Annotated in this window: 13 protein-coding genes; 10 read left to right on the forward strand and 3 right to left on the reverse strand. The window is 67.4% G+C overall.

What is annotated here, in order from left to right; all coding sequences use genetic code 11:
• Positions 1 to 16: 16 nt before the first annotated feature.
• Both KF791_09340 and KF791_09345 read right to left on the reverse strand, forming a co-directional pair.
• Positions 17 to 922 (reverse strand): carbohydrate kinase, encoded by a 906-nt coding sequence (locus tag KF791_09340; protein MBX3732787.1) that lies wholly within the window; start codon positions 920 to 922, stop codon positions 17 to 19.
• Between the two features lie 26 nt (positions 923 to 948).
• Positions 949 to 1740: a prepilin-type N-terminal cleavage/methylation domain-containing protein gene (locus KF791_09345; protein ID MBX3732788.1), complete on the reverse strand. Its 792-nt coding sequence runs from the start codon at positions 1738 to 1740 to the stop codon at positions 949 to 951.
• Positions 1741 to 2284: 544 nt separating this feature from the next.
• Here KF791_09345 and KF791_09350 point away from each other — a divergent pair.
• The 9 genes from KF791_09350 to KF791_09390 all read left to right on the forward strand — a co-directional run bounded on the left by KF791_09350 (position 2285) and on the right by KF791_09390 (position 14006).
• On the forward strand, positions 2285 to 3589 hold the full coding sequence (locus tag KF791_09350; GenBank protein ID MBX3732789.1) for an acetylornithine transaminase: 1305 nt from the start codon (positions 2285 to 2287) through the stop codon (positions 3587 to 3589).
• 164 nt (positions 3590 to 3753) lie between these two features.
• Positions 3754 to 6516: an alanine--tRNA ligase gene (alaS, locus tag KF791_09355; protein ID MBX3732790.1), complete on the forward strand. Its 2763-nt coding sequence runs from the start codon at positions 3754 to 3756 to the stop codon at positions 6514 to 6516.
• A 26-nt stretch (positions 6517 to 6542) separates the two neighbouring features.
• Entirely contained in the window at positions 6543 to 7820 is a 1278-nt protein-coding gene (locus KF791_09360; protein MBX3732791.1) for a nucleotide sugar dehydrogenase, read from the forward strand.
• Between the two features lie 140 nt (positions 7821 to 7960).
• Positions 7961 to 8962, forward strand: a complete 1002-nt coding sequence (locus KF791_09365) for an AAA family ATPase (protein MBX3732792.1) — start codon at positions 7961 to 7963, stop codon at positions 8960 to 8962.
• 18 nt (positions 8963 to 8980) lie between these two features.
• Positions 8981 to 9889, forward strand: a complete 909-nt coding sequence (locus KF791_09370) for a DUF58 domain-containing protein (protein ID MBX3732793.1) — start codon at positions 8981 to 8983, stop codon at positions 9887 to 9889.
• A 19-nt stretch (positions 9890 to 9908) separates the two neighbouring features.
• A complete protein-coding gene (locus tag KF791_09375) occupies positions 9909 to 10421 on the forward strand; it encodes a hypothetical protein (protein MBX3732794.1) in 513 nt (170 codons plus the stop codon).
• On the forward strand, positions 10418 to 11395 hold the full coding sequence (locus tag KF791_09380; protein ID MBX3732795.1) for a VWA domain-containing protein: 978 nt from the start codon (positions 10418 to 10420) through the stop codon (positions 11393 to 11395). The genes KF791_09375 and KF791_09380 overlap by 4 nt, the downstream gene beginning before the upstream one ends.
• Positions 11392 to 12438: a VWA domain-containing protein gene (locus tag KF791_09385; protein MBX3732796.1), complete on the forward strand. Its 1047-nt coding sequence runs from the start codon at positions 11392 to 11394 to the stop codon at positions 12436 to 12438. Before KF791_09380 ends, KF791_09385 begins: the two co-directional genes overlap by 4 nt.
• Complete coding sequence (locus KF791_09390; GenBank protein ID MBX3732797.1) at positions 12435 to 14006, forward strand: tetratricopeptide repeat protein; 1572 nt, start codon at positions 12435 to 12437, stop codon at positions 14004 to 14006. The genes KF791_09385 and KF791_09390 overlap by 4 nt, the downstream gene beginning before the upstream one ends.
• Positions 14007 to 14801: 795 nt before the next feature.
• On the opposite strand, the gene KF791_09395 is transcribed toward KF791_09390, so the two are convergent.
• Positions 14802 to 17816, reverse strand: coding sequence for a hypothetical protein (locus tag KF791_09395; protein ID MBX3732798.1), 3015 nt, complete (start codon positions 17814 to 17816; stop codon positions 14802 to 14804).
• Between the two features lie 319 nt (positions 17817 to 18135).
• On the opposite strand from KF791_09395, the gene KF791_09400 reads away from it, so the two are divergent.
• Positions 18136 to 23268, forward strand: coding sequence for a CotH kinase family protein (locus KF791_09400; protein MBX3732799.1), 5133 nt, complete (start codon positions 18136 to 18138; stop codon positions 23266 to 23268).
• The last annotated feature ends 144 nt before the right edge of the window (positions 23269 to 23412 follow it).

Below are 23412 nucleotides of genomic sequence, written 5' to 3' on the forward strand. Positions count from 1 at the left end.
CGGAAGCCGATGATCTTCAGACTCGTTGTGCGTTCGGGGACCGGAACGGAGCGGTCAGGGCCTCCGGGAGTTCCGGAGTGGCGCCGGCCTGGGTACAGACGAAGGCGGCAATGTCGGTTGCGTGACGCAGGACGGCGTCCAGCGGCCGGCCGGCGAGCCGTCCCACGAGGTAGGCGGCGGTGAAGGCATCGCCGGCGCCGATGGTGTCCAGCACCGTCACGCTTCGCCCGGGCTCGGTCGTCCAGTGACCGTCGGCCCACGCCCGGCAGCCGCCGGCGCCAAGGGTGACCAGCACGGTCTCGAGATCAAAGCGCCGGGCCAGGGCCACGACCTGCGACTCCACGCCGCCCTCCAATCCCAGCAATGCCGCCAGCATCGGGAGTTCATCGCCGCTGAGCTTGAGGATGTCGGCAGCCTGCAGCGACATCTCGACGACGGTGCGGTCCACGAACGGCGGCCGCAGGTTGATGTCACAGAGCACCAGTCGTGACGCCGCGGATGCGGCAAGGAGGCCGTGGATCGCCTCCCGGGATCGTGTGTTGCGCTGGGCCAGAGTGCCGAAGCACACGGCATCCGCCGTCGCCATCAGGTGTCGCGCCCCGGATCCCGCCGTGAGGTGGTCCCAGGCTGCCGGCTCATGGATGATGAAGCGGGGTTTGCCGGTGGCATCGAGCTCCACACCCACGGTGCCGGTCGGAAGGTCGGGGTCAGTGGAGACTGCCGCGGTGTCCACACCCCGGGCCGCCAGCGCGGCGACCGCCTGCCGGCCGGGCGCGTCGTCACCCACGCGGGAGACGAGGGCGGCGCGGGCGCCCAGGCTGCGGGCATGAACCGCCACATTGGCGGGTGCACCGCCCAATTGGGGGCCGGCGGGCAGGAGGTCCCAGAGCACCTCGCCGAGGCAGACGACCGAGGGCGCCATGGCGGTGCGCGGGTGGCGGCGGCTCCTCAGCGACCGGCGCGATTGAGCGGATCCCAGAACTGGGAATTTTCGAGGCCGCGCGCGCCGCCCGACGACGGGTTGACCGGGGGATTGATGGTGATGCCGCGGCGGCTCTCGGAGTGTCCGTCGTTGAACACCACGACGCCGTAGCCGCGGTGCCGGTTGTTATCAATCCCCTCGAGCCCCTGGCCGCGGGTCATGCCGCTGAACGGCCACCACAGGCTGCTGCTCCAGAAGCCGTCCGCCTTCGGGATGGAATCGCCGCTGAGAATGTTCAGCGACGGGTTGACGATCGCTGGCCGCTTGAACCACGGGGCGACATCGAACCGCACCCCGCCGACGGTGATCGTCTCCGGCCCGTAGGGGTGCCGTCCCAGGAAGTAGCCATTGTAACCGTAGCCCACCTTGTGGGCGTCGAAGGCCCACTCCCAGCGCACCCCGGTGTCGGTCCGTTTGCCCTTGGCGCTCGGGCAGCGGAACAGGTTGGAGGCATTGTTCCCGTAGCTCACGATGGAGGTGCCCCACCAGTTGGTCAGCGCCTGCACCGGGTTGTCGGATTGTCCGAGATTGCGATGCGCCGGGAAGGTGTCGCGGAATTCGTCGGTGTAGAACTGCATGAACAGGCCGACCTGCTTGAGGTTGTTCATGCAGGCGGTGCGGTTTGCCTTTTCCTTCGCGTTGGCGAGCGCGGGGAGGAGCATTCCGGCGAGAATGGCGATGATCGCGATCACCACCAGCAGCTCGATCAGGGTGAATCCGGAAACGCGATTCCGGACCTGGAAGGGCGACGCTTTCATGGGAGGTTCCCTGCTTTTATGAGCGGCGCAGGCCGGCGGGGCCAGACCGAAATTGCGCGAATGCGCGCCGGGATGTGGGGCGGCCTCCGGAGCGACTCCAGTTCCCGGCCCGGATCGTTCACACCCTTTTGCGCGGCTGGCTGGAAGCCCGTCTGACGGCGTTGGCCTCGCGTTGCCCACCGGACCGTATGTTCCCAGGCGGCGCCATGGCGCTGCGCCAGAGGAAGGTTGGGCGAGGGACGATCCCAGGCGTTGCGGGCAGTCCACCCGCGCACGGCTCGCCGAAGGTTCCCCACCGGGAGAGCGTTGTGAGGCTCCCGACGAGCCGTGCGGCCAACCCGTGGCCCAGCGTGTGGGGACTCCACCCGCGGACGGTTCGCGAGGACTCTCACCCCACCGGTGGTGGCGGCGGATGCCGCGGCAGGGTGCGAATCCTGCCTGTGGGGCCATGCATTTGTGCCCGGACTCCTTCACCAGACGGCGTCGCGCGGACGCGGGCTCAAGCTTGCGCCGGAATCGTCTTTCGCCTGAAGTCGCGACGCTCATGCGTGACCTGGTTCCGTCCCCACCGCCGCTGCATCACAACGAACATGCCGAGGTTCGGGAGCTGTTCCGTCGGTTCGTCGTTCCGAGTTACGGGCGGTTTGATCTGGTGCTGAGCCACGGAGCGGGCAGCAACGTCTGGGATGTCTCGGGGCGGCGGTATCTTGATCTGGGTGGAGGCATCGCCGTGTGCGCGCTGGGGCATGCCCATCCAGAGATCACGGAGGCGCTGGTGGCCCAGTCCCGGCGGCTGGTGCATGTCTCCAACCTGTATTACCACGGGCCGCAGGGGCGGCTCGCCGAGCGGCTGGTCCGGGAGATCGGGCCGGGCAAGGTGTTCTTCTGCAACTCCGGCGCCGAGGCCAACGAAGGGTTGTACAAGCTGGCCCGACGGTTTGGCCACGACGAGGGACGGTTCGAGATCCTCACGGCGGTGAACTCCTTCCACGGCCGCACCCTGGGGGGCATCGCGGCCAGCGGACAGGACAAGGTGAAGCACGGTTTCGAGCCGATCATTCCGGGCTTTCGTCATGTGCCGTTCAACGATCTGGACGCCGTCCGCGCAGCGCTGTCGCCCGCCACGGCGGCGGTGCTCATCGAGGGCATCCAGGGCGAGGGTGGCATCACGCCGGCGACGGCCGCGTACCTCGCGGGGCTTCGACGCCTGTGCGACGAGCACCGGCTGCTGCTCCTGATGGACTCGGTCCAGTGCGGCCATTTCCGCACCGGGCGGTTCCAGAGCTTCCAGCGGATCCTGGAGGGATTTTCCGGTGCGGAGGCGTTCCTTCCGGACGGCATCTCCATGGCCAAGTCCCTGGGCGGCGGGTTTCCGATCGGGGCGTTCTGGGTGCGGTCCGAGGCGCAGGGCGTGCCGCTGGCGGATCTCTTCGGTCCCGGGACCCACGGGACCACCTACGGGGGCGGCCCGCTGGGCTGTGCCGTCGCGTTGCGGATTCTGGACGTCATCGAGCGGGAGGGCCTTGCGGCGCATGTGCGCACGACGGGCGACTGGATTCAGGCGCAGCTCGGGGAGCTTGCCACGGCGTTTCCCGGAGTTGTCCACGGAGTCCGGGGCCTTGGGTTCATGCTGGGACTCGAGCTGCGTTCGCGTGAGGAGATCCCTGCGTTTGCGCGGGACGAACGGCCCGCGAGCACGCAGCTGGTGCTCCGGCTCCAGGAGGCGGGGGTGCTTACGATTCCAAGCGGCGCCCGGGTGGTCCGGCTGCTGCCCGCCTTGAACCTGTCCCGGGCGCAGGCTGAGGAAGGGATCACCCTGCTGAAGCAGGTGGTGGGCGCCTGTGCCTGAGCTTGAGCCCGGGCCCCGGCGATTGGGGCCATCGCCGGTCAACTTCCGTCTCGCCCGGCGGTGTCCTCCTCAAATAGCCTCCGGGTTCCGTCTGTGAGCCATCCTTTCCAGTTGATCCGTTGCCACCGCGGCGTGCCGTCCGGGACGGGGCCCCGGTTTTCCCAATGACCTCCGCCGAGATCCGACAGTCCTTCCTGGAGTTCTTCCGGTCGAAGCAACACACGATCGTGCCCGGCGCGAGCCTGATGCCCGGCAGCCCGAACCTGTTGTTCACCAATGCCGGGATGAACCAGTTCGTGCCCATCTTTCTTGGCGAACGTGCGGCCGATGTGTCCCGCTGGGCCGGCGCGGTGCCGGGGAGCGATACGCGGGCGACGGACACCCAGAAATGCATCCGGGCCGGGGGCAAGCACAACGACCTCGATGATGTGGGGCTCGACACCTACCACCACACGTTCTTCGAGATGCTCGGGAACTGGTCGTTCGGGGACTACTTCAAGCGGGAGGCGATTGAGTGGGCCTGGGAACTGGTGGTGGAGCGCTGGAAGTTTCCGGCGGAACGTCTTTACGCCACCATCTACCAGCCGGATGTGGCGCAGGGTGACCCGGGCGGGCGCGACGAGGAGGCGTGGAATTGCTGGGCGGAGCGGTTTCGCTCCCGCGGACTCGACCCGGAGGTCCACATCGTCAATGGCGGCCGGAAGGACAACTTCTGGATGATGGGGGAAACGGGGCCGTGCGGCCCGTGCTCGGAACTGCACGTGGACCTCACGCCCGCCGGAGACACCCGCGGCAGCCTGGTCAATCGCGGTACCGCCGAATGCATCGAAATCTGGAACCTGGTGTTCATCCAGTACAACGCGAACCCCGACGGCACCTTCTCGCCGCTGCCGGCGCGGCATGTAGACACCGGCATGGGCTTTGAGCGGGTCACCTCCATTCTGCAGGGCACGAAGGGATTCACGGATTTCGTCAACGCCCGCATCTCCAACTATGAGACGGACATCTTTCGTCCGATCTTTGACGAACTGGAGCGGCTGAGCGGGCGGCGCTACGGCTCGACCCTGCCGCGTCCGGGGAGCACGGGGGACACCGACCTGGAGCGCGGTGACGTCGCGTTTCGCGTCATTGCCGATCACCTCCGCACCCTGACGTTTGCCGTGGCCGACGGCATCCAGCCCGGCAACACGGACCGCAACTATGTACTGCGGCGCATCCTGCGGCGGGCCGTCCGCTACGGGCGCACCCTGGGGCTGCACGAGCCGTTCTTCTTCAAGCTCGTGGATGTCCTGGCGGCCACGATGGGCGGGGTCTTCCCGGAGCTCCGCACGAAGCAGGGGCATGTGAAGGAGGTGCTGCGCCGCGAGGAGGAGGCGTTCAACCGGACGTTGGACCGGGGGATCACCTTGTTTGAGCAGGAGGCGTCCCGGATTCAGGACGTGACGGCCCGGGCTCCCCGGATCGGCGGCGCGTTTGCGTTCCGGCTCTACGATACGTACGGCTTCCCCCTCGACCTGACGGAGTTGATGGCCCGCGAGCGGGGTCTGACCGTGGACACGGCGGGCTTCGAGGTCCTGATGGAGGAGCAGCGGGCGCGGGCGCGGGCGGCGCAGAAGAAGACGGTGGTTGAGTTGTCCCAACTGGAGCGTCCGATGCCCACGAAGTTTGTGGGGTATGAGACGCTGGAGACCCCGGCGACGGTCCTGGATGTGGTGCGGGTGAAGGACCGGGTGGCCGTCGTCCTCGACACGTCGAGTTGCTATGCGGAAATGGGCGGGCAGGTTGGCGACACGGCGGATCTGGGCGGCGGCGGGGAGCTCTGGCGGGTGGGCGATACCCAGAAAACCGGCCACACCTGGCTGCACTTCCTGGAGGCGGACGGGGCGCCGCTCGAATCGGCCCCGGCCGTGGGCGCGACCGTGACGCTTTCCGTGCACTCCGGCCGCCGCGCCGCCATCCAGCGCCACCACACGGTCACCCACCTGCTGCACTGGGCCCTTCACGAGGTGGTCGGACCCGGGGCCTCGCAGAAGGGGTCCTCGGTCACGGCCGCAAAGCTGACCTTCGATTTCAACAGCGCCCCGCTGACGCCGGGGCAGGTTGCGGACGTCGAACGGCTGGTCAACGAACGGGTCCTTGAGAATGCTCCGGTGACGTGGACGGAGGTGCCGTATGCCGACGTGCGCGACCGGGGGGACGTGTTGCAGTTCTTCGGCGACCGGTACGGCGACGTGGTGCGAGTGGTCCAGATCGGGGGGGGGCCGGCGGGCCTTGACGGCTTTTCCATGGAGCTTTGCGGCGGAACCCACACCCGGGCGACCGGAGAGATCGGACTGTTTCGTATCGTGAGCGAGAGCGCCATTGCCGCCGGGGTCCGGCGCATCGAGGCGGTCGCCGGGCTGCCGGCCCATGCGGCGGCGCGCCAGGACCTGGAACTCCTCCGCGCGATTGCGGGACGGTTGACCGCGCCGGTGGCGGAACTGGAGAAGCGGATTGAGGCGCTGCTCGCGCACCAGAAATCCCTCGAGCGCCAGATCCACATCGCGCTGCTGCGGAACGCCTCCAATGCCGCCGCGGAGTTGCTCGGGCGCAGCACACTGGCGGGGGACATCCCCCTGATCACGCACAACCTGGGTGACGCCGAGCCGGAGTTCCTCCAGGCGGTCGCCGATGCGCTGAAGGGGCGGTTCCCCGGGGTCCTGGTCCTCGGCGGCGGTGCCCCCGGCGCGGTGACCCTACTGGCCACGGTGGCTCCGGACCTCACGCGACGCGTGCAGGCCGGAAGGTTGATCCAGGCCATCGCCCCGATCGTGGACGGCAAGGGCGGGGGGCGTCCGGAAAGTGCGCGCGGCGGCGGCCGGAATGCCGCGAAGCTGGATGAGGCGCTGGCCCGCGTGCGACCCCTGCTGGAGGCGGCGGCGTCCTGATCCGTACCGACCCGAACCCACACTCCATGGCGGCCCCCCTGGATCACCTCGCGGTTTTTGGCCTGGGAAAACTCGGAGCCTGCATCGCGGCCACGCTGGCGGCGCGAGGGTGCCGGGTGCTCGGCGTGGACGTGGACCCGGAAAAGGTCCGGAGGATCAACGCAGGGGAGGCTCCGGTGGATGAGCCGCTGCTGCCGGAGACCCTGCGCGAAGCCGGATCCCGGTTGCGGGCCACGATGGAACCGGTCGAGGCGGTGGAAGCGGACGCCTCGTTCTACATTCCGCCGTCCCCAAGCCTTCCCGACGGAAGTTTTTCCACGGAGTTTCTCGTGCGGGCGATGACCCCGATGGCTCGGGCGCTGCGGGATGCCGGGCGCCGGGGACATCTGTTCGTCGTCAATTCCACGACGACGCCGGGTGCGATGCAGGAGGTGATCCGTCCCCTGCTGGAGCGGGAGACCGGGTGGACCTGCGGACGGGATTTTGGGCTGTGCTACAACCCCGAGTTCATCGCGCTTGGCAATGTGATCCGGGGCCTGCTGGAGCCGGACCTTGTGTTGATCGGCGAATCGGATCCGGAGAGCGGCGGCCGGCTCGAAGCCCTGTACCGGCGCTACAACACCAACCGGCCGGCGATCGAGCGGATGTCCCTGACGAGCGCCGAACTGGCCAAGATCTCGGTGAACAGCTTCATCACGATGAAGATCAGCTTCACCAACCAGCTCCGGCTGCTGGCCGGGCGGCTGCCGGAGGCGGACATTCACGCGATCCTCGCCGCCATTGGCTCGGATTCCCGCATTGGTGCCAAGTACCTCCGCGCGGGCCTCAGCTATGGCGGACCCTGCTTTCCCCGCGACAACCGGCTGGTCGCCCACACGGCCCGCCGTCTGGGGCTGGAGGCACCCCTTGCCGAGGCGACCGACCGGGTGAACGAGCTGGCGCGGGCCGATCTGCTCGAGCAGGTGCTGCTCGCCAACCCGGGTGCCAGCACGATCGGCATCCTGGGCATGGCCTACCGACCGAACACGGCGATTGTCGAGGAATCCGCGGGCCTGGACCTCGCACAGCGCCTGCGTCAGCGCGGGCTGCGGGTGCTCGTCCACGATGTCCAGGCCGGTCCCGCGAACTGTCCCGACCTCCGGGCCTTCGAGTGCTTCGACTCCGTGGACGCATTGCTGCAGGACCCGCACCTCGGTGCGGTGATCCTCTGCTGCCCCTGGCCGGCCTATCGCGGCCTTCGCCTGCCGCCCGGGGTCGCGGCGGTGGATCCGTGGGGCGTGCTTGAGCCGGCGGACGCGGACTGAATCGCGGGAGTTCCGGTGGTCCGGAGTTGTTCTTCCGGGGTGGACTTCCTTTGAACGTCGTCAAAGTTGGTTCGTCCGATTGCTCGACGTCACCCGTCCGCTTCTGGTTGGCTCCGGCGTCCGCTTTTCACCATTCTGTCATGTCCCTGAACGTCTCCGAGGAACTATCCGGCCGGCTCCAGGCTGCCGCCGAGCATCTGCAGCGGGTCCGCATCGAGGTCGGACGCGTCATTGTTGGCCAGCGCGAGCTCGTGCATCGCCTGTTGGTGGGACTGGTCGCCCGCGGCCACATCCTGCTGGAAGGCCTGCCCGGCCTTGCGAAGACGGCCAGCGTCAGCGCACTCGCGCGCGCCACGCACTGCCAGTTCGCGCGGATCCAGTTCACACCCGACCTGCTGCCCGGCGACATCACCGGAACCCTGATCTATGACCCGGTGCAGGGCACTTACTCCACCCGTATGGGGCCCATTTTCGCCAACCTGGTGCTTGCCGACGAAATCAACCGCGCACCGTCGAAGGTGCAGTCTGCGCTGCTGGAGGCCATGCAGGAACGCCAGACCACGATCGGGGACAAGACGTGGCCGCTTCCGGAACCGTTTCTGGTGCTGGCCACGCAGAATCCCATCGAGCAGGAGGGCACCTACCCGTTGCCGGAGGCGCAGATGGACCGGTTCATGTTGAAGGTGATCGTCGGCTACCCCAGCGCGGAGGAGGAGCTGGTGATCCTGGACCGGATGGCCTCCACACGCCCCTCGTTCCACCTCGATGCCGTCGTCTCGCCGGAGGAGATTGTGGGGTACCAGGATCTGTTGAACCGGATCCACGTGGACCCGCTGGTGCGCGACTACGTGGTCCGGTTGGTGGTGGCCACGCGCGATGCCGCGGCGGGCCGCGGGGTGGCGCCCGACCTCAAGCGCCTGGTGCGCATTGGCGCAAGTCCCCGTGCCACGATCAACCTTGCGCTCGCCGCCCGCGCCTGCGCGCTGCTGGAAGGCCGGGATCACGTGACGCCCGACGATGTCAAGCTCATCGCCCCGGATGTCCTGAGGCATCGGATCCTGCTGACCTACGAGGCCGAGGCTGAGGACATCGGGACCGAAAGCATCGTCCAGACGCTGCTCGGCAAAGTGAAGGTGCCCTGAGGGATCCCCGCCCCCCGCATGCTGCCTGCCGATTATCTTCAGCGGCTCCGGATGGTGGAGCTCCGCGCCCGGCTGGTCAGCGAGCAGCTCATGGGCGGGCGGCTGGTCAGCGTGTTCAAGGGGCGCGGCATGGATTTTGCCGATGTGCGCGAGTACGTGCCCGGGGATGACGTCCGGCGCATTGACTGGAATGTCACCGCGCGACTTCGGAAGCCCTTCATCAAGCGTCACGTCGAGGAGCGCGAGCTGGTGGTCCTGCTGCTGGTGGACGTGTCCGCCAGCGGTCACTTCGGGACGGCGTCGGGGGAGTCTGCGGAGGCCGCCACCAAGCGCGAACTGGCGGCCGTGCTGGCGGGGGCTCTTGCCTTCAGCGCCATTCGCAACGGGGACCGGGTGGGGCTGCTTTTGTTCACCGACCGCGTCGAGCGTTACGTGCCCCCGCGCAAGACCCGGTCGCACGTGACGCGCCTGTTGCACGAGTTGTTGTTCACCGTGCCGCGGTCCACGGGCACCTCGCTTACCACGGCGGTGAACTTCCTGAACAACCTGCTGCACCGTCCGGCCCTGGTGTTTGTGCTCTCCGACTTTCACGATCCGGCCGGGGAACAATGGCAACGGTCGCTGGCCGCGACGAACCAGCGCCACGAGGTGATCGCGCTGCGCACGGTGGATCGCCGCGAGCTGGAGCTGCCGGATGTGGGGCTGGCGCTCGTGCAGGACGCCGAAAGCGGCGAACTGCTGGAACTGGACACCGCCGATCCCGCGGTGCGGGAGGCCTGGGCGGCCGCGGCCGACGAGCGGACCCGTGAACTCGTCATGACCTTCCGGCGTTGCCGGATTCCCGAAATGGAGGTCCGCACCGACCAGCCGTGGCTGCACCGCCTCCAAAAATTCCTCGACCAGTCGGCCAAGCGCCGCGTGGCGTGACGATCCCCTTCCCGGACCCGTGAATCGCACCGCCCTGATCGAGGACCTCACGCTGTTGCCGCTGCCGCCCTGGTGGCAGTCGCCCTGGGCGGTTGCGGGGATCCTGATCGCGATCCTGGCTCTCGGAGCCCTCGGCTGGTGGCTGTGGCGACGGGCGCAGGGCCGCCGCCTCCCGGTGCCGGTGCGGGTGCCTGAACCGGACCGGGTCCCGGAATTTCTGGAACGGCTTGAAGCCCTGCGTGGACGGCGCGGGGACTTGAGCGCGCACGACTTCGCTTTTGAGTGTTCGGAGGTGCTCCGGGAGTTCGTGGAGTGGCGTCACCGGCTCGCCATCCGGTTCCAGACCACCCGGGAGTTTCTCGATGCGGCGGCCTGTCACGCGTCGCTCGCCGCTCCCCAGCGGGAGCGGCTTGGGGAGTACCTGAGGTCCTGCGATCTCCTGAAGTTTGCCCGCCGGGACGCGACGCTTGAGGAGGAGGAACGCCTCGTGGATGCCGCTGTCGGTCTGGTGCGGCAGGGAGGGGCCCGATGATGCGGATCTGGGGCGCCGCCCTCCCCGGCCTGGAGGGCTTTGAGTTTCAGCATCCGTGGGTGCTCCTGTTGCTCCTGCTGCTGCCACCCCTGGCCTGGTGGTGCGGTGCCCGCGGGCCCTTGCCCACGGTGCCGGTCCCTTCGCTGCAGGGGGTGCGGCATCTGGGCACGGTGCCCCGGCGTCATCGCGGTGCCCTGCGTTGGTTCGGCCTGCTCCTGCCCGTCGCGCTTTGCATCGTGGCGCTGGCCCGCCCGCGTCTGCCCCGCGGTGATCTGCCCGATCCCAGCCGGGGCATTGACATCCTCCTCACCCTCGACTTCTCGCGGTCCATGGCGGAGACCGATTTTCGCCTGAGGAATCGCCGGGTGAGCCGTCACGAGGCCCTCGTGTCCGTCACCGGCGACTTCATCAAGGGACGCCCCAATGACCGCATCGGCATCGTCTGCTTTGCCCGGACCCCGTGGCTTGTCAGCCCGCTGACCCTGGATCATGAGTGGGCGATGTCCTCCCTCAAGGAGGCCGAGTTGGCCACCGGGACCGGCATCGGCTGGGCCATCGCCGCTTCGACGACCTTCCTCAAGCACGACAGCGACCGCAACAAGGTGATCATCCTGATCACGGATGGCGACAACTCCGCGGGCCCCAAGCCGTTCGACATGGCGCCGCTGGCGGTGAAGGAGAACATCCGCGTGTACACCATCCTGATCGGCCCCGAGATGGTGACCCCGTCCATGGCGGCCAACCACGAATTGAACAAGGTCGCGCGGTTGACGGGCGGGCAGTTCTTTCAGGCCCAGGACGCCAATGCCCTGGAGAACATTTTCGCCGCCATCGAAAAGCTGGAGAAGCGTGACCTCGTCCAGAAGCGCTTCGTGAGCTGGAGGGAGCTCTATCCGTGGTTCCTGTGGACTGCGGCGGCCGTCTGGCTGGTGCAGTTGGCGGCGGACGAGGTGGTCCGGAGGCGCATCCCATGAAGTTTGCCCACCCGCTGTTCCTGTACCTGCTCCCGGTGTCACTCGGCCTCCTGGCGTGGGCTTTGGTCTGGGCGCGCCGGCGTCGCGAGCGGCTGCGGACGGTGTTTACCGGCGGGGGGGAACGCCCCTGGGCGCGTCCCAACGGGCCGTCCGGTGCACGGACCGCCGACGTTGCCCTGACACTGGCCGCGTTTGCATTCCTGATGCTGGCGCTGGCGCGCCCGCTCTGGTTCCAGCCGGACCAGAAGAACGAACTGCGCGGCGTGCCGTACCTCATCGCGCTCGATGCCTCGCGCTCCATGCTGGCGACGGATGTCCGGCCGTCGCGCTGGGCGGCGACCACCAATGCCCTCGACCGGTTCCTTCTCGAGACGCGCGCCGACCAGGTCGGATTGCTCACGTTCAGCGGCGTCGCCTACCTGAACGCCCCGCTGACCTTCGACACCCTCGCACTCCGGACCATGCTCCGGTACCTCGACCCCAACGTGCTGGAGGATCCCGGCAGTTCCCTGGCCTCGGCGCTGGAGCGGGCGGGCCGCTATTTCGAGACCAACCAGGTGCATCCCCGCCTCGTGCTCCTGATTTCCGACGGGGAAGACCTCGCGGGTAACCCCGTGGAGGCGGCGCGGCAGTTTTCGCGCCAGTTCCGCATGAAGGTGTGCACCGTCGGCGTGGGTACCGCCGCCGGGGCCAAGGTGCCGCTGCTGCGGGGTGGCGCCGCGCGCAACAGCTTCGGTCAGGAGGTGGTCTCGCGTCTGAACGAGAGCAACCTGCAACGCCTCGCCGCGGCCACCGGGGGGCGCTATTTCCGCCTCGGCGATCGCGGACAGGGGCTCCAGGAGTTCCGCGATACCGTGCTGATCCCGACCACCGAGTCGGTCGCGCGCCAGGATCTCAAGAACTACCGCGAAGGCTATGCCGTGCCGCTCACGCTGGCCATCGCCTGCCTTGTGGGCAAGATTGTGCTGGCCGCCGGACGGCGGACCCGTCCGCGGACCCTCCCAGGAATTCACGGCGAGGCCGCCGTCCCGTCCCCGAGATGAACGCCGTGCTCCGCCCACTCGATTTTTCGCCATACCGCCGCCGGGTGGTGGGCGTCCTGTCCCCGCTGCTTGCCGCCGCCGCCGTGGCGTTGACCCCGGACATCCCCGCGCTGCAGCAGGACATCCTTGAGGGCCGTGCGGCCGCGGCCCTGGGCATCCTTGAGGCGGCACTGGAGCGGGATCCCGACAATCCGAGGCTCCTGTACGACCACGGGGTGGCGGCCTATGCCGCCGGACGTTTTGAGGAGGCCCTGTTGTCCTTCGACCGGGCGGAGACCTCGGGTCGGAAGTGGCTTTCGAGGCGCGCCCGGTTCCAGATGGGCAACGCCGGGTATCGCATCGGGCTGGAGGCCCGGGCGACGAATTTGGAGGAGACCATAGCGCGCTGGCGGGAATCGCTCAGGGACTTTGCCGAGGTCCTGAAGGACTCCGAGGATCCGCGGGCGCGGGACAATTTCGAGTTTGTCCGGCGTGAGCTGCTGGCCCTGCTGCTTGCGGATGCCCGTCGCAACCAGACCGAAGCCCGGCAGCCGGGTCAGGCCCCGGGCGAGCGCATTGAGAAACTCCGGAATGCCTTCGAGCGCTTCACCGATGCGCAGGAGACGGATCCGGACAACGCCGAAGCCCAGCAGGGTGAACAGGAGACCCGTGCGGAGCTCGCGGCTGCCCTCGCGATGGAAGGCAGCCGGAAATCCCAGAGCGTCCGACTCGTGCAGCCGCGTCCGAACGAGGCGCCGGTGCCGCGTCCCGACTACAAGGAGATCGGCGAGGGTGTCGCGATGCTGGAGGACGCCACGACCCTGCAGCCGGAGAATGAGGCGATCGAGAAGGCGCTGGAGCAGGGCCGGGAGCGGCTGGCCAATGCGCTGACGTTCAACGCCCGGATCCTGATGGCGCAGGAGCTGCAGATGCCCTGGCCCAAGGAAAAGCTGGCCATTTTGCGGATGGCCAAGGAGCTGGTCGAAAAGGCGCTCGACGAGGTGCCGCAGTTCCGTCCGGCGGAGGAAACCCTCGAGGCGGTGAACCGGCGGCTGGCGGAAGTGATGGAGGAGCAGGCCGACCAGCTCGTCGAGCAGACCCCGCAGGGCAACCTGGAACAGCAGGCCCAGTGGTTGAGCCAGGCGCTGGATTTTTACCAGCAGGCTTCAGACCTCCAGCCGCAGAATGACGGCCTGCCCCAGAAGGCGGAAAGCACCCAGAGCCAGCTCGCGTCGGCGTTGTCGCGCCTGGCGGACCGGCTGATGAAGGCGCCGTCCCGCGAGTCGCTCGAACAGCAGGCCGCGCGGCTTGAGGGCGCGCAGCAGGCCCTCCAGCAGTTGATGGGGCTGGAGCCCTCGGAGGAGACCGCCGGCAAGGCGGAGCAGGTGGGCAAGGAGCTCGACGGGGTCCGACAGCAACTGGCCGAGGAGGGACCGCCGATGCCCATGCCGGGCGAGGGCAACCCCCAGTTGGTCCAGCAGTTGCAGCAGCAGATGGGCCCGCCCATGGATGCCCCGCCCCGGCCCAACACACCCGGCGCCAAGGGACCCTGGCAATCCCCGGCCATGAACCGGACCCAGGACTATTGATAGGGCCGGGCGGTCTGCAGGACCTCCTCTGTGCGGCTGGCGATTGCCCCGGAAGAAAGGTCCTCGTCGCGGCCGACAGGCTCGCTGGGAGCCGGTCGCTCTTCGGCGTCGGCAAGGCCGGCATCAATGCTCTGCCGGAGCGCCTGAGCAAGGGGGACTCGATCCGAGAGGGGAAGTGCCATCGCCTCGGTGGTGATTTGCTGCAAAGAATCCAATAGGTTTGGTTGAGCTGTTCGCCATCCGGGCCGGGCTTCAGGGCGTTACCTGGCGGCGAACTCCGGTCCCGCGTACGACTCTAGGAATCCGCACGCCGAACAGCGAAAGACCCCCACTGGAAGGCACTTGTCCGGCGGACCCTTCCGGGTCTGCCGGAACAGCCGGCCGACCATCTCCGGCATCCCTTCGACCCAGGTGCTGACGACCCGGTTGGGGCCCTCTCTTCCGTAAATGAAGCCCTGCACCATTTCGCCGTTGCACTTGGGGCACCGACTCGTTCCCGCGCTCATGTCAGAAACTCCAAAGGGTTGTTGTCGCAGGCCGTCTTCCGACGACTCACCGCAGGGTCAGCAACCGCTGGCTTTTGAGTCAAGACTCCGATCCAGGTGTCCATCCGCGGATCGCTGCGCGGCCACGAGCGTGCCAACCAACAGGTCTTTGATTTCCATATTGCTTGAGGGATGGATAAACCGCTTCCGCCATAGCCCACCGACTAATCGGGAAGGGTTCACCGGAGATCAGGAAAAAGGGCGGCGACCGCAACCGGCCGCCGCCCTTGAAGCGATGTCCGGGTCCGGCCTACTGGCCGACCACCTGGAGGAAGGCCCCGTCCCCGTCGGCGGCCAACGAAGCGGTCCGCTCATTCGTGGTGAGCACCTCGGTCCAGGTGGCGGCCGTCAGGCTGGTGCGGCGCTCCACCCGGAACGGCGGGTTCCCGCCGGTCCAGTTCAGGACGAGATTGGCACCATCGAGCACCGCGGTGGCCCCGATCCCGCCGCCACCGCCCACGCCGGGGGTTGGATCGTCCTTGGGATCCGGATGCGAGATGACCGTGTAGAAGTTGATCTCGCCGGGCGAGTTGGCGCCCGCCGCCGGATTGTTCTCAAGGTTGATCTCGCCCTTGGCCGCCACCAGGAGCTGCTTCGTCGTCATCGCCAGGCTCATCTGGAAGGTGCGGATGCCCCCCGTTTCGGCGGCGTTGATGAAGGGAAGGAAGCTGGCCGTCAGCGGCGTGATCGTCCGGGTGGCCGGATCGAGGGCAAACACCCGCGCGGCCACCTGCTGCAGTTCGTAGCCATCGGGACGCGCCACCCAGCTCACCAGGACGCGGCCCAGCGCGTCCACGGCCACCGTGGCCCGATCGAAGTCGCCTCGGAATCCGGCCTCGCTCACTTCGGCGACGGCCACGAATTCGCGGGTCTGCGCATTCCAGGCCGCCACCCGGACGACGGTCGCGTTGGCGACCTTGCCGGCGAGGAAGACGTAGGGATGATTGATGTGACCGGCGATCCGGGTGCCGTCGCCGCGTCCGCGGTCAAAGCTTTCCCCGGAGGTCGCCTGGTCCACCGAACCCTGCAACGCACCGTCGTTCCCGTAGAAATACAGCATTCCTTGAACGCGGACCACGAAGCCCCCCTTGAAGGCCGCCACGTTGGACCAGAGGTCCCCGGGCGCGACGAGGAAGCTTTCCACCACCACGGAGCCGTCCGGAGCAAAGATCGTCGCCACGGCCGCGGTTCCGTCGGGATGCACCACCAGGGAACGGTCCTCGACGACCGAGACGAAGTTTCCGTTGTCCAGCGCGACGATGTCGCCGCCGAACCGCGTGATCTGGTTGTTGGGTGCGGCGCCCGAGGTCAGGCGGCCGTTGGACGAATCCAGCGCCTTGCTCAGCGGGGTCTGGGTGAGGGTGACCGGATCCAGCTCGTAGGTCTGCACCGTTGCGTAGCGGCCGTCCTCCAGACGGTCATAGCCGAGGCTCCACCGGGCGTCGGCAAACGCGGCCACGACGTGGGGCGAGGCCTCGCCACCCGCCATGAAGTGCACCGCGCCCGGCCGCATGTCACCGGCCACGCGACCGGGATTGCCATTCTGCCGCGAGGCATTGATCACCCCGCGATAGGGCGTGCCGTTGTCCGCGAAAAATGCCTCGCCCAGCTTCATGGGCCCTCCGTCCGCGGGTTGGAGGGCGACCACGTACCGCTGCGAATCCGCGGTATCCTCGGCGAAGGCGTTGCCCTCGACGAGGAAGGTGGTGGTTCCGAGCACGGAGGCATACGGCTCCCAGTTGCCGAGCGACGCGAGGTCCTGGTTGATCACCACGGTGTCGGGAACGATGCGCGTGAGGCCCACGGACTCGATGCTGCCCGGCTTCGCGGGAATCACAAAGGTGCGGGCGGCGACCACCCGGTGGTCGGGCCATCCACTGTTCCGGCTCTCCCAGACGACGGCGATGGCGTCGCCGCGAAAGGCCACGCGGGGATTGTTGGCCGCCAGCGTGTCCGGAGTGGGCAACTCCCATTCGCTCACGTGGAAGGTGCCGCCGAGGGGTTCGCCCTGCGCGTTGAACACCCGCCCGAGCACCAGCGGTACATTGCCATCGGTGGCCGAAGTATCCGCATACACCACCACCACCCGGCCCGCGGCATCAATGCCCACGTCGCAGCGTCCGGGGTTCAACAGTTCCAGGTCGTCGGACACCGACCGCGACCAGCGCCGCGTCCCGTTGGCATTCAGGACCGCGACCCAGACCTCGGGGACACCTTCGCCGGTTCGCCCGACGGCGGCCGCCGCATAGGCGTCGTTGCCGTTGCCGTGGAACCCGACGCCGTCACCCCGGCCGCCACCGGCCAGGATTTCGGATTCGGCGACCGTTGCGAGGTCCAGGTTGTCGCTCTGCGGGTTGCCGGCGTTGTCGAAAAGACGGACGGTTGCCCGGCCCGCCTCGTTGGCGAAGCGCACGGCGAAGCCGTCGCGGGTGACGCCGACGCCGTGCCAAATTTCCGCGCGGTCCGCCACTGCGCTGGCGAGTTGAATGGCTCGTACCTCGGCGCCGGACGTGTCCACAATCCGCACAATCGCATGCGTCTGCTCGCTGGCGCCGCCGTAGATCTCGACCAGATCCTGTCGCTGGCGGCTCTCACCGACAATCACCACATTTCCGGTGGCCAGCGGCGCCCAATCCCCGATGCGAATGTCGCCGGGTCGCTCGGCGTATTCCGCCGGGACCCCGGAGAGAATCCCGAGCGGTTCGCCGTGGTTGCTGAGCCACTGAACGGTCGGATAATCGCCGGCATTCTCCCCGGCGGCGTTGTTCTGGATCGGGAGAAATTCGACCACTTCGTTGGCGAGCTCGAAGGAGGTCGCGCCCATGCCGATGCCATCCCCGAAAAGGTTCGCCTTGATCTTGGGACCCCAGGAAGTCCGCCCCGGGATGGCACTGCCGTCGGCGCGGAAGTACGACAGGAAGCGGGAGCCCAGGCTCTGGCCCGCGAACGCAGGATCCATGGTGGTGATCAGCGTGTCCTCGGTCAGCGGCGTGCCGTCCGGAGCATACAGGGTCCAGACCCCGGCCAGATCGGTCAGGCCGTCCCCGTCATCCTCCCAGCCGATGATCACGTTGCCGTTGCGCGCGATGGCGACGCCCAGGCTCTCCGTCTCGGAGTTGTTCAGGAGGTCGGGGGGGTTGACGTAGAACGTATCGCTCACCGGTGCGAGTCCGTTGTCTTCGGGAGCTCCCGGAACCGCCGCGAGGATGCGCGGGACCGGGGCCAGGAGTGCGGCGGATGCCGCGAAGCAAATGGCAGTCTTCATGGGGGTCAATGTGCGATTGCAGTGGTCTGTGGCCTCAGGGACGTGGGTGTCCCCGGTGTCGCAAGGCGATGTGACCGGAGTGCTGGTGGGCCTTCCGGTGGTTGCGATGCTCAACTGGGGACGCGGCGATGAAGACCGACGCGTGCGATTCTGGCAACTCCCAAGGCCTGCTGGACTCGGGAAATTTACGATCGTAACCTGATCGTTTGCCGACGGTCTCCTTGGGGTTCCGGAAGCCGGGCCGCGCCGGTTGCGGGTGGCGTGTGCGCGACGGAATCCGCATTTGGGCGACTGGTCCGGCATCTGCTACTTTGCGCGCATGAGCATTTGGAGCGTCCTGGCGTGCAGCGCGTTGTTGCTGTCACCGGGTGCGGCCCGGGCCGCGGAGCTGTTTCCCGAGGGATCATCGTGGCGCTATTTTGTCGGCACCACGGAGGCGTCGTCGCCGGACCCCACCGCGTGGCGCTCCCCGGGCTTCGATGATTCCCAATGGAGCGAGGGGCGCACGCCGATGGGCTACGGGCCGGGTGGCATTGTCACGGACCTGGGACGCAGCGCGGATCGCGGGTATCTGACGTTCTACTTGCGGCGCGAGTTTACGGTGGAGCATCCGGCGGACTTCCAGGAGCTGGTGCTTCCGATTCGCATTGATGATGGCTTCGTCCTCTGGCTGAACGGGGCGGAGGCCGGGCGGTACAACGTGCCCGACGGGGAGCTGGCCCACGATGCCACCTCGGTCACGTTCACCGGCGGGCCGGAGTCCACCACGGTGCGAATCCCGGACGCCTGGCAGTGGCTGCGCGAGGGATCCAACGTGCTCGCCGTCCACGTGCTCAATGTGAACTGGACCAGCAGCGACCTGTTCTTTGACGCGGCGCTGCGCGGCGTGCCCGACACCACCGAACCGGTCGTCGCGCTGCGGCGTCCAACGGCCAACGCCACGGTGCGGGAGCTGGAAAGCCTCGAAGTCCGCTTCAACAAGCCCGTGACCGGGGTGGATGCCTCGGACCTGCTCGTCAACGGGGTTCCGGCTCTCGATGTGGCCGAGGGGGAGCCCGGTCAGTTCGTCTTCACCATGGAACCGCCGGAGCCGGGGGCGGTCCGGGTCACCTGGGCACCGGATCACGGCATCACGGATCTCACCTCGCGGGCCAACCCTTTTGCCGGGGACGGATGGAACTACACACTGGATCCGGATGCGGAACCCCCGGGATTGCTGATCAGCGAGTTCATGGCGTCAAACCAGCGCACATTGAATGATGACGACGGTGACCGGTCGGACTGGATTGAGATCCACAACGCGGGCGCGGTGGCTGAAAGTCTGGCGGGCTGGTATTTGACCGACGATGCGGAGCACTTGACGCAGTGGCGGTTCCCCGGGGTAACGCTCCTGCCGAACCAGCACCTTGTGGTGTTTGCCTCGGGGAAGAACCGGACCAATCCTGCGGCGCCGCTGCACACCAACTTCCGGCTCGCCCAGGAGGGCGAGTACCTGGCCCTGGTGAATCCGCAGGGACAGCCCGTCTCGGAATTTGCACCGCAGTATCCACCGCAGCGGGACGATGTGTCCTACGGAAGCGATCCCGGGGATCCCCGGCTGGTGGGCTACTTCCCCGTACCCACCCCGGGCGCTCCGAACGTTCCCGGGGGCCCCGGGTTTGCGCCGAAGGTGCGCTTCTCACGAGCCGGCGGCCTGTTCACGGCGTCGTTTTCCCTCGGGTTGGAGACGGATTCCCCCGGCGCGCAGATCCGGTACACGCTGGACGGATCGCTGCCCGGCGACCGGTCCCCGTTGTACACGGGGCCGATTGGCATTTCGGCGACGACACAGGTGCGGGCACGGGCGTTTGAGGCGGACCTCCTCCCCGGGCCGCCTTCCAGCGAAATCTACGTGCAACTGGCCGCGTCCCTGGCGGGTTTCTCCTCCGACCTGCCCGTGATGATCCTGCACAACTTCGGGGCGGGCGGCGTGCCCGGCAGTCCGGCGATTCCCCGTCAGTTCGCCGGTGTGATTCTCTGTGAACCCGGTGCCGGCGGGCGCACGTCGTTGACCAATCCCGCGACCCTCAATGCGCGGGCGGGCATCAACATCCGGGGCTCGAGCACCCGCGGCCTGCCCAAATCGAGCTACCGCCTCGAGTTCTGGGATGAATTTGATCAGGGCCGCGAGCGCCCCCTGCTCGGGATGCCGGCGGAGGAGGACTGGGTGTTGTATGCACCGAATGAGTTCGACGTTCCGTTGATCCACAACCCGTTTGCGTTCCGTCTGAGCCGTGACGCCGGGCGTTACGCGCCGCGGACCCGGTTCGTCGAGTTGTTTGTCAACACGGCGGGCGGACCCGTGAGCGGTCCGCTGCCGTCCGGACAGTACCGCGGCGTGTACGTTTTGATGGAGAACATCAAGCGTGGAGCCGACCGGGTGGCCATCGAGCGGCTGGCGCCGGAGCACACGCGTCCGCCCGAGGTCACCGGCGGCTACCTGCTGAAGATTGACCGCCGCGATGCCAACGAACGGGAGTTCAATGCGGCGGGCCTGAGTCTCATCTACCGGTACCCGAACGGCCTCGAAATGGTCACCCCGCAACGCGCGGCCCAGGCCAACTACATCCGGAACCATTTCAACGGCTTTTTTGACGCCTTGTCCGGTCCAAACCCCGGCGATCCGCTGAGGGGCTATGAGGCCTGGATTGATGTGGATTCGTGGCTGGACCACCACCTGCTGAACGTGGTGCCGATGAATGTGGATGCGCTGCGGCTCAGCGCCCACCTGTTCAAGGGGCGCGACCGCCGCATCGAGATGGGGCCGGTGTGGGATTTCGACCGGTCCATGGGCACCAGCAAGGGCGGGGACACCCGCGCCTTCAATCCCGTCAACTGGCGCGGTCAGACCTGGGACGAGGGGACCGACTTCTTCAACGCGGCCGGCGTGTTTTCCAATCCCTGGTACAGCCGCCTGTTCCGTGACCTGGAATTCTGGCAGCGGTATGTGGACCGCTACCAGGACCTGCGCGAGACGGTGTTCTCGGACGCGCAGGTGCACGCGATCGTGGACTCGCTGGCCGACGAGGTTCGGGAAGCCCAGGTGCGCGAGGTCGCCCGCTGGGGCGGCAGCGGAGGATCGGACACCCGGCCGCGTTCCGGCAGGCTTTCCTTCAACGGATACACCCACACGTTTTCCGGCACGTTTCAGGGGGAGATTGACTTCATGAAACGCTGGCTCTCCGACCGCCTGCGTTTCATGGACACCAACTTCCTGGCACGCCCACGGCCCAGTCATCCAGGCGGCACCGTGGAGGAGGCCGTGACCCTGATGCTGGAAGGGCCGCCGGGAGCGACCGTCTATTACACGCTCGATGGCACCGACCCGCGACTTCCCGGGGGCGACGTGCGCCCCGGTGCCCGGGTCGCCTCCGGACCGATCGGGATTCCCACCAGCACTCGCATCAGCGCGCGGGCCCTGAACCCGGCGCATCGCAATCTGACCGGACCCAGCCGTCCGCCCCTGTCCACCCCGTGGTCGGGCCTGACGGTATCCACGATCCTGATCCCGCCGCCGCTGGTGATCACCGAAATGATGGTGCATCCGCCCGCGCTGCCGCCGGGGGGCGCGGGCTTCGACAAGGAGCAGTTTGAGTTTATCGAACTGTGGAACCGGGGCACGGAGGCGCTGGATCTGGAAGGCTTCCGGTTCACCCGGGGCATCGGGTTCGACTTTCCATCGCGTCTCCTCGCCCCGGGGGAACGGGTGGTGCTCGCCAGGGATCCAGAGGCGTTTGCGTCGCGTTATGGCGCGGCGTTGGGGGTTCTGGGTCCTTATGAGGGGCAGCTCGACAATGCCGGGGAGCGCCTGACCCTGATCGGCCCGCTGGGCGAGGTGCTCCTCGACTTCGAATATCTTCGAGACTGGCAACCCGCCACGGACGGCCATGGATTTTCGCTGGTCGTGGTGGATCCGAACGCTCCCCGGGAGGCCTGGGGGCTCTCTTCGCAGTGGCGGGCAAGTGCTGAACCGCTCGGGTCGCCGGGTCGGCCGGACCCGGAGCCGCCCAGGTTCCCGATCGTCCGGGTGAACGAGGTGCTCGCCCATTCTGATCCACCCCAACTGGATGCCATCGAGATCCACAATGCCGGAGACGAGCTTGCGGACCTCGGCGGCTGGTATCTGACCGACGACTTTCGCAACCCGATGCAATTCCGGATTCCGGACGGTGTGGGCCTCGTCCCGGGGGGATTTGTGGTGTTCGATGAATCGGACTTCAACACCGGGGCGCCGGGGAGCTTCGCCCTGAGCTCGCTGGGCGAGGAGGTGTATTTGTTTTCCGCAGATGCCGGTGGGCGTCTCACCGGATATGTGGACGGGTTTGCCTTTGGCCCCACGGAAAACGGCGTGTCGTTTGGGCGGCACGTCAATTATGCCGGGGAATGGCAACTGGTCGCCCAGTCGGTCCAGACCTTCGGCGCCACGAATGCGGAGCCGAGGGTCGGCCCGGTCGTCCTGCATGAAGTCATGTACAACCCGGCGCCGTTCATCCCCGGGCAGAACAACACACGTGATGAGTACATCGAACTGCGCAACCGGACCGCAGAGGAGATTCCCCTGTTTGATCCGGTGGTGCCCACCAACACCTGGCGGCTGCGTAGCGGGGTGTCGTTCGATTTTCCGGAGGACACCGTCCTGCCGGCGTTCGGCCATCTGCTCGTGGTGGGCTTTGATCCCGCATCGAGTCACGGGGAGCTCCAGGAATTCCGCAGCGTCTATTCCCTGACGCCGGACGTCGTCATCCTTGGTCCCTTTTCCGGACGTCTCAACAATGCCGGCGAGCGGCTTCGACTGTTGAAACCCGACCCGCCCCAGACCGATCCAGGAAATTCCCCGGGGATGGTCCCCTACGTGGAGGTGGATCGTTTGGACTACGGCAACAGCGCCCCATGGCCTCCGGAGGCCAACGGCACCGGGCGGTCCCTGCAGCGTCTTGTGGACGACTTCCATGGCAATGACCCGTACAACTGGGATGCCGGCCTGCCGACTCCCGGAGCCGTCAATGTCCGGTCGCCGCGCGACTCCAACGGGGACGGACTGCCGGACTGGTGGAAGCTGACGTACCGGCTGAGTCCCTTCTCGTCGGAGGGCGATAACAGTCCCGAGGCGGATCTGGATGGCGATGGCTACACCAATGAGGAGGAGTACATCGCCGGAACCGACCCGTGGGATCGGGAAAGCCGCCTTCGGTTCACGGCGATCGAGCCCGGTGCCGACGGGCTCCGGTTGGAGTTCCCGGTGGTTGCGGGCCGTCGCTATTCGGTGCTGCACCGGGGGGCGCTCACCGACGGTCCGTGGCATGAGTTGGTGACACTGCCCGTGCAGGTGTCGGATGGCGTGGTGGCCGTTGAGGATCCAATTCAACAGCAGATGACCGGGAGGTATTACCGACTCCTCGTCGGGTTCGAGTAGTTTGGTTGCAAGTTGAGGACTTGCCGGGCCGCGAGTTGCTTGAGTTAGCTTTTCACTTGTGGAATCTCAGGAGTTTGCGATCATCCCGTTCATGGGAAGGCCAAAAGATCCTGAAGGTGAGGTGCATGCCGTTTGGGGTTGCAA

The sequence above is a fragment of the Verrucomicrobiia bacterium genome (genome assembly GCA_019634635.1).
Classification (GTDB): domain Bacteria; phylum Verrucomicrobiota; class Verrucomicrobiia; order Limisphaerales; family UBA9464; genus UBA9464.

Coding starts and splice junctions, on each gene's coding strand:
- KF791_09360 (MBX3732791.1), top strand. CDS start 6,543: ATGGCGGCCCCCCTGGATCACCTCGCGGTTTTTGGCCTGGGAAAACTC.
- KF791_09395 (MBX3732798.1), bottom strand. CDS start 17,816: ATGAAGACTGCCATTTGCTTCGCGGCATCCGCCGCACTCCTGGCCCCG.
- alaS (MBX3732790.1), top strand. CDS start 3,754: ATGACCTCCGCCGAGATCCGACAGTCCTTCCTGGAGTTCTTCCGGTCG.
- KF791_09340 (MBX3732787.1), bottom strand. CDS start 922: ATGGCGCCCTCGGTCGTCTGCCTCGGCGAGGTGCTCTGGGACCTCCTG.
- KF791_09345 (MBX3732788.1), bottom strand. CDS start 1,740: ATGAAAGCGTCGCCCTTCCAGGTCCGGAATCGCGTTTCCGGATTCACC.
- KF791_09380 (MBX3732795.1), top strand. CDS start 10,418: ATGATGCGGATCTGGGGCGCCGCCCTCCCCGGCCTGGAGGGCTTTGAG.
- KF791_09350 (MBX3732789.1), top strand. CDS start 2,285: ATGCGTGACCTGGTTCCGTCCCCACCGCCGCTGCATCACAACGAACAT.
- KF791_09385 (MBX3732796.1), top strand. CDS start 11,392: ATGAAGTTTGCCCACCCGCTGTTCCTGTACCTGCTCCCGGTGTCACTC.
- KF791_09390 (MBX3732797.1), top strand. CDS start 12,435: ATGAACGCCGTGCTCCGCCCACTCGATTTTTCGCCATACCGCCGCCGG.
- KF791_09370 (MBX3732793.1), top strand. CDS start 8,981: ATGCTGCCTGCCGATTATCTTCAGCGGCTCCGGATGGTGGAGCTCCGC.
- KF791_09365 (MBX3732792.1), top strand. CDS start 7,961: ATGTCCCTGAACGTCTCCGAGGAACTATCCGGCCGGCTCCAGGCTGCC.
- KF791_09400 (MBX3732799.1), top strand. CDS start 18,136: ATGAGCATTTGGAGCGTCCTGGCGTGCAGCGCGTTGTTGCTGTCACCG.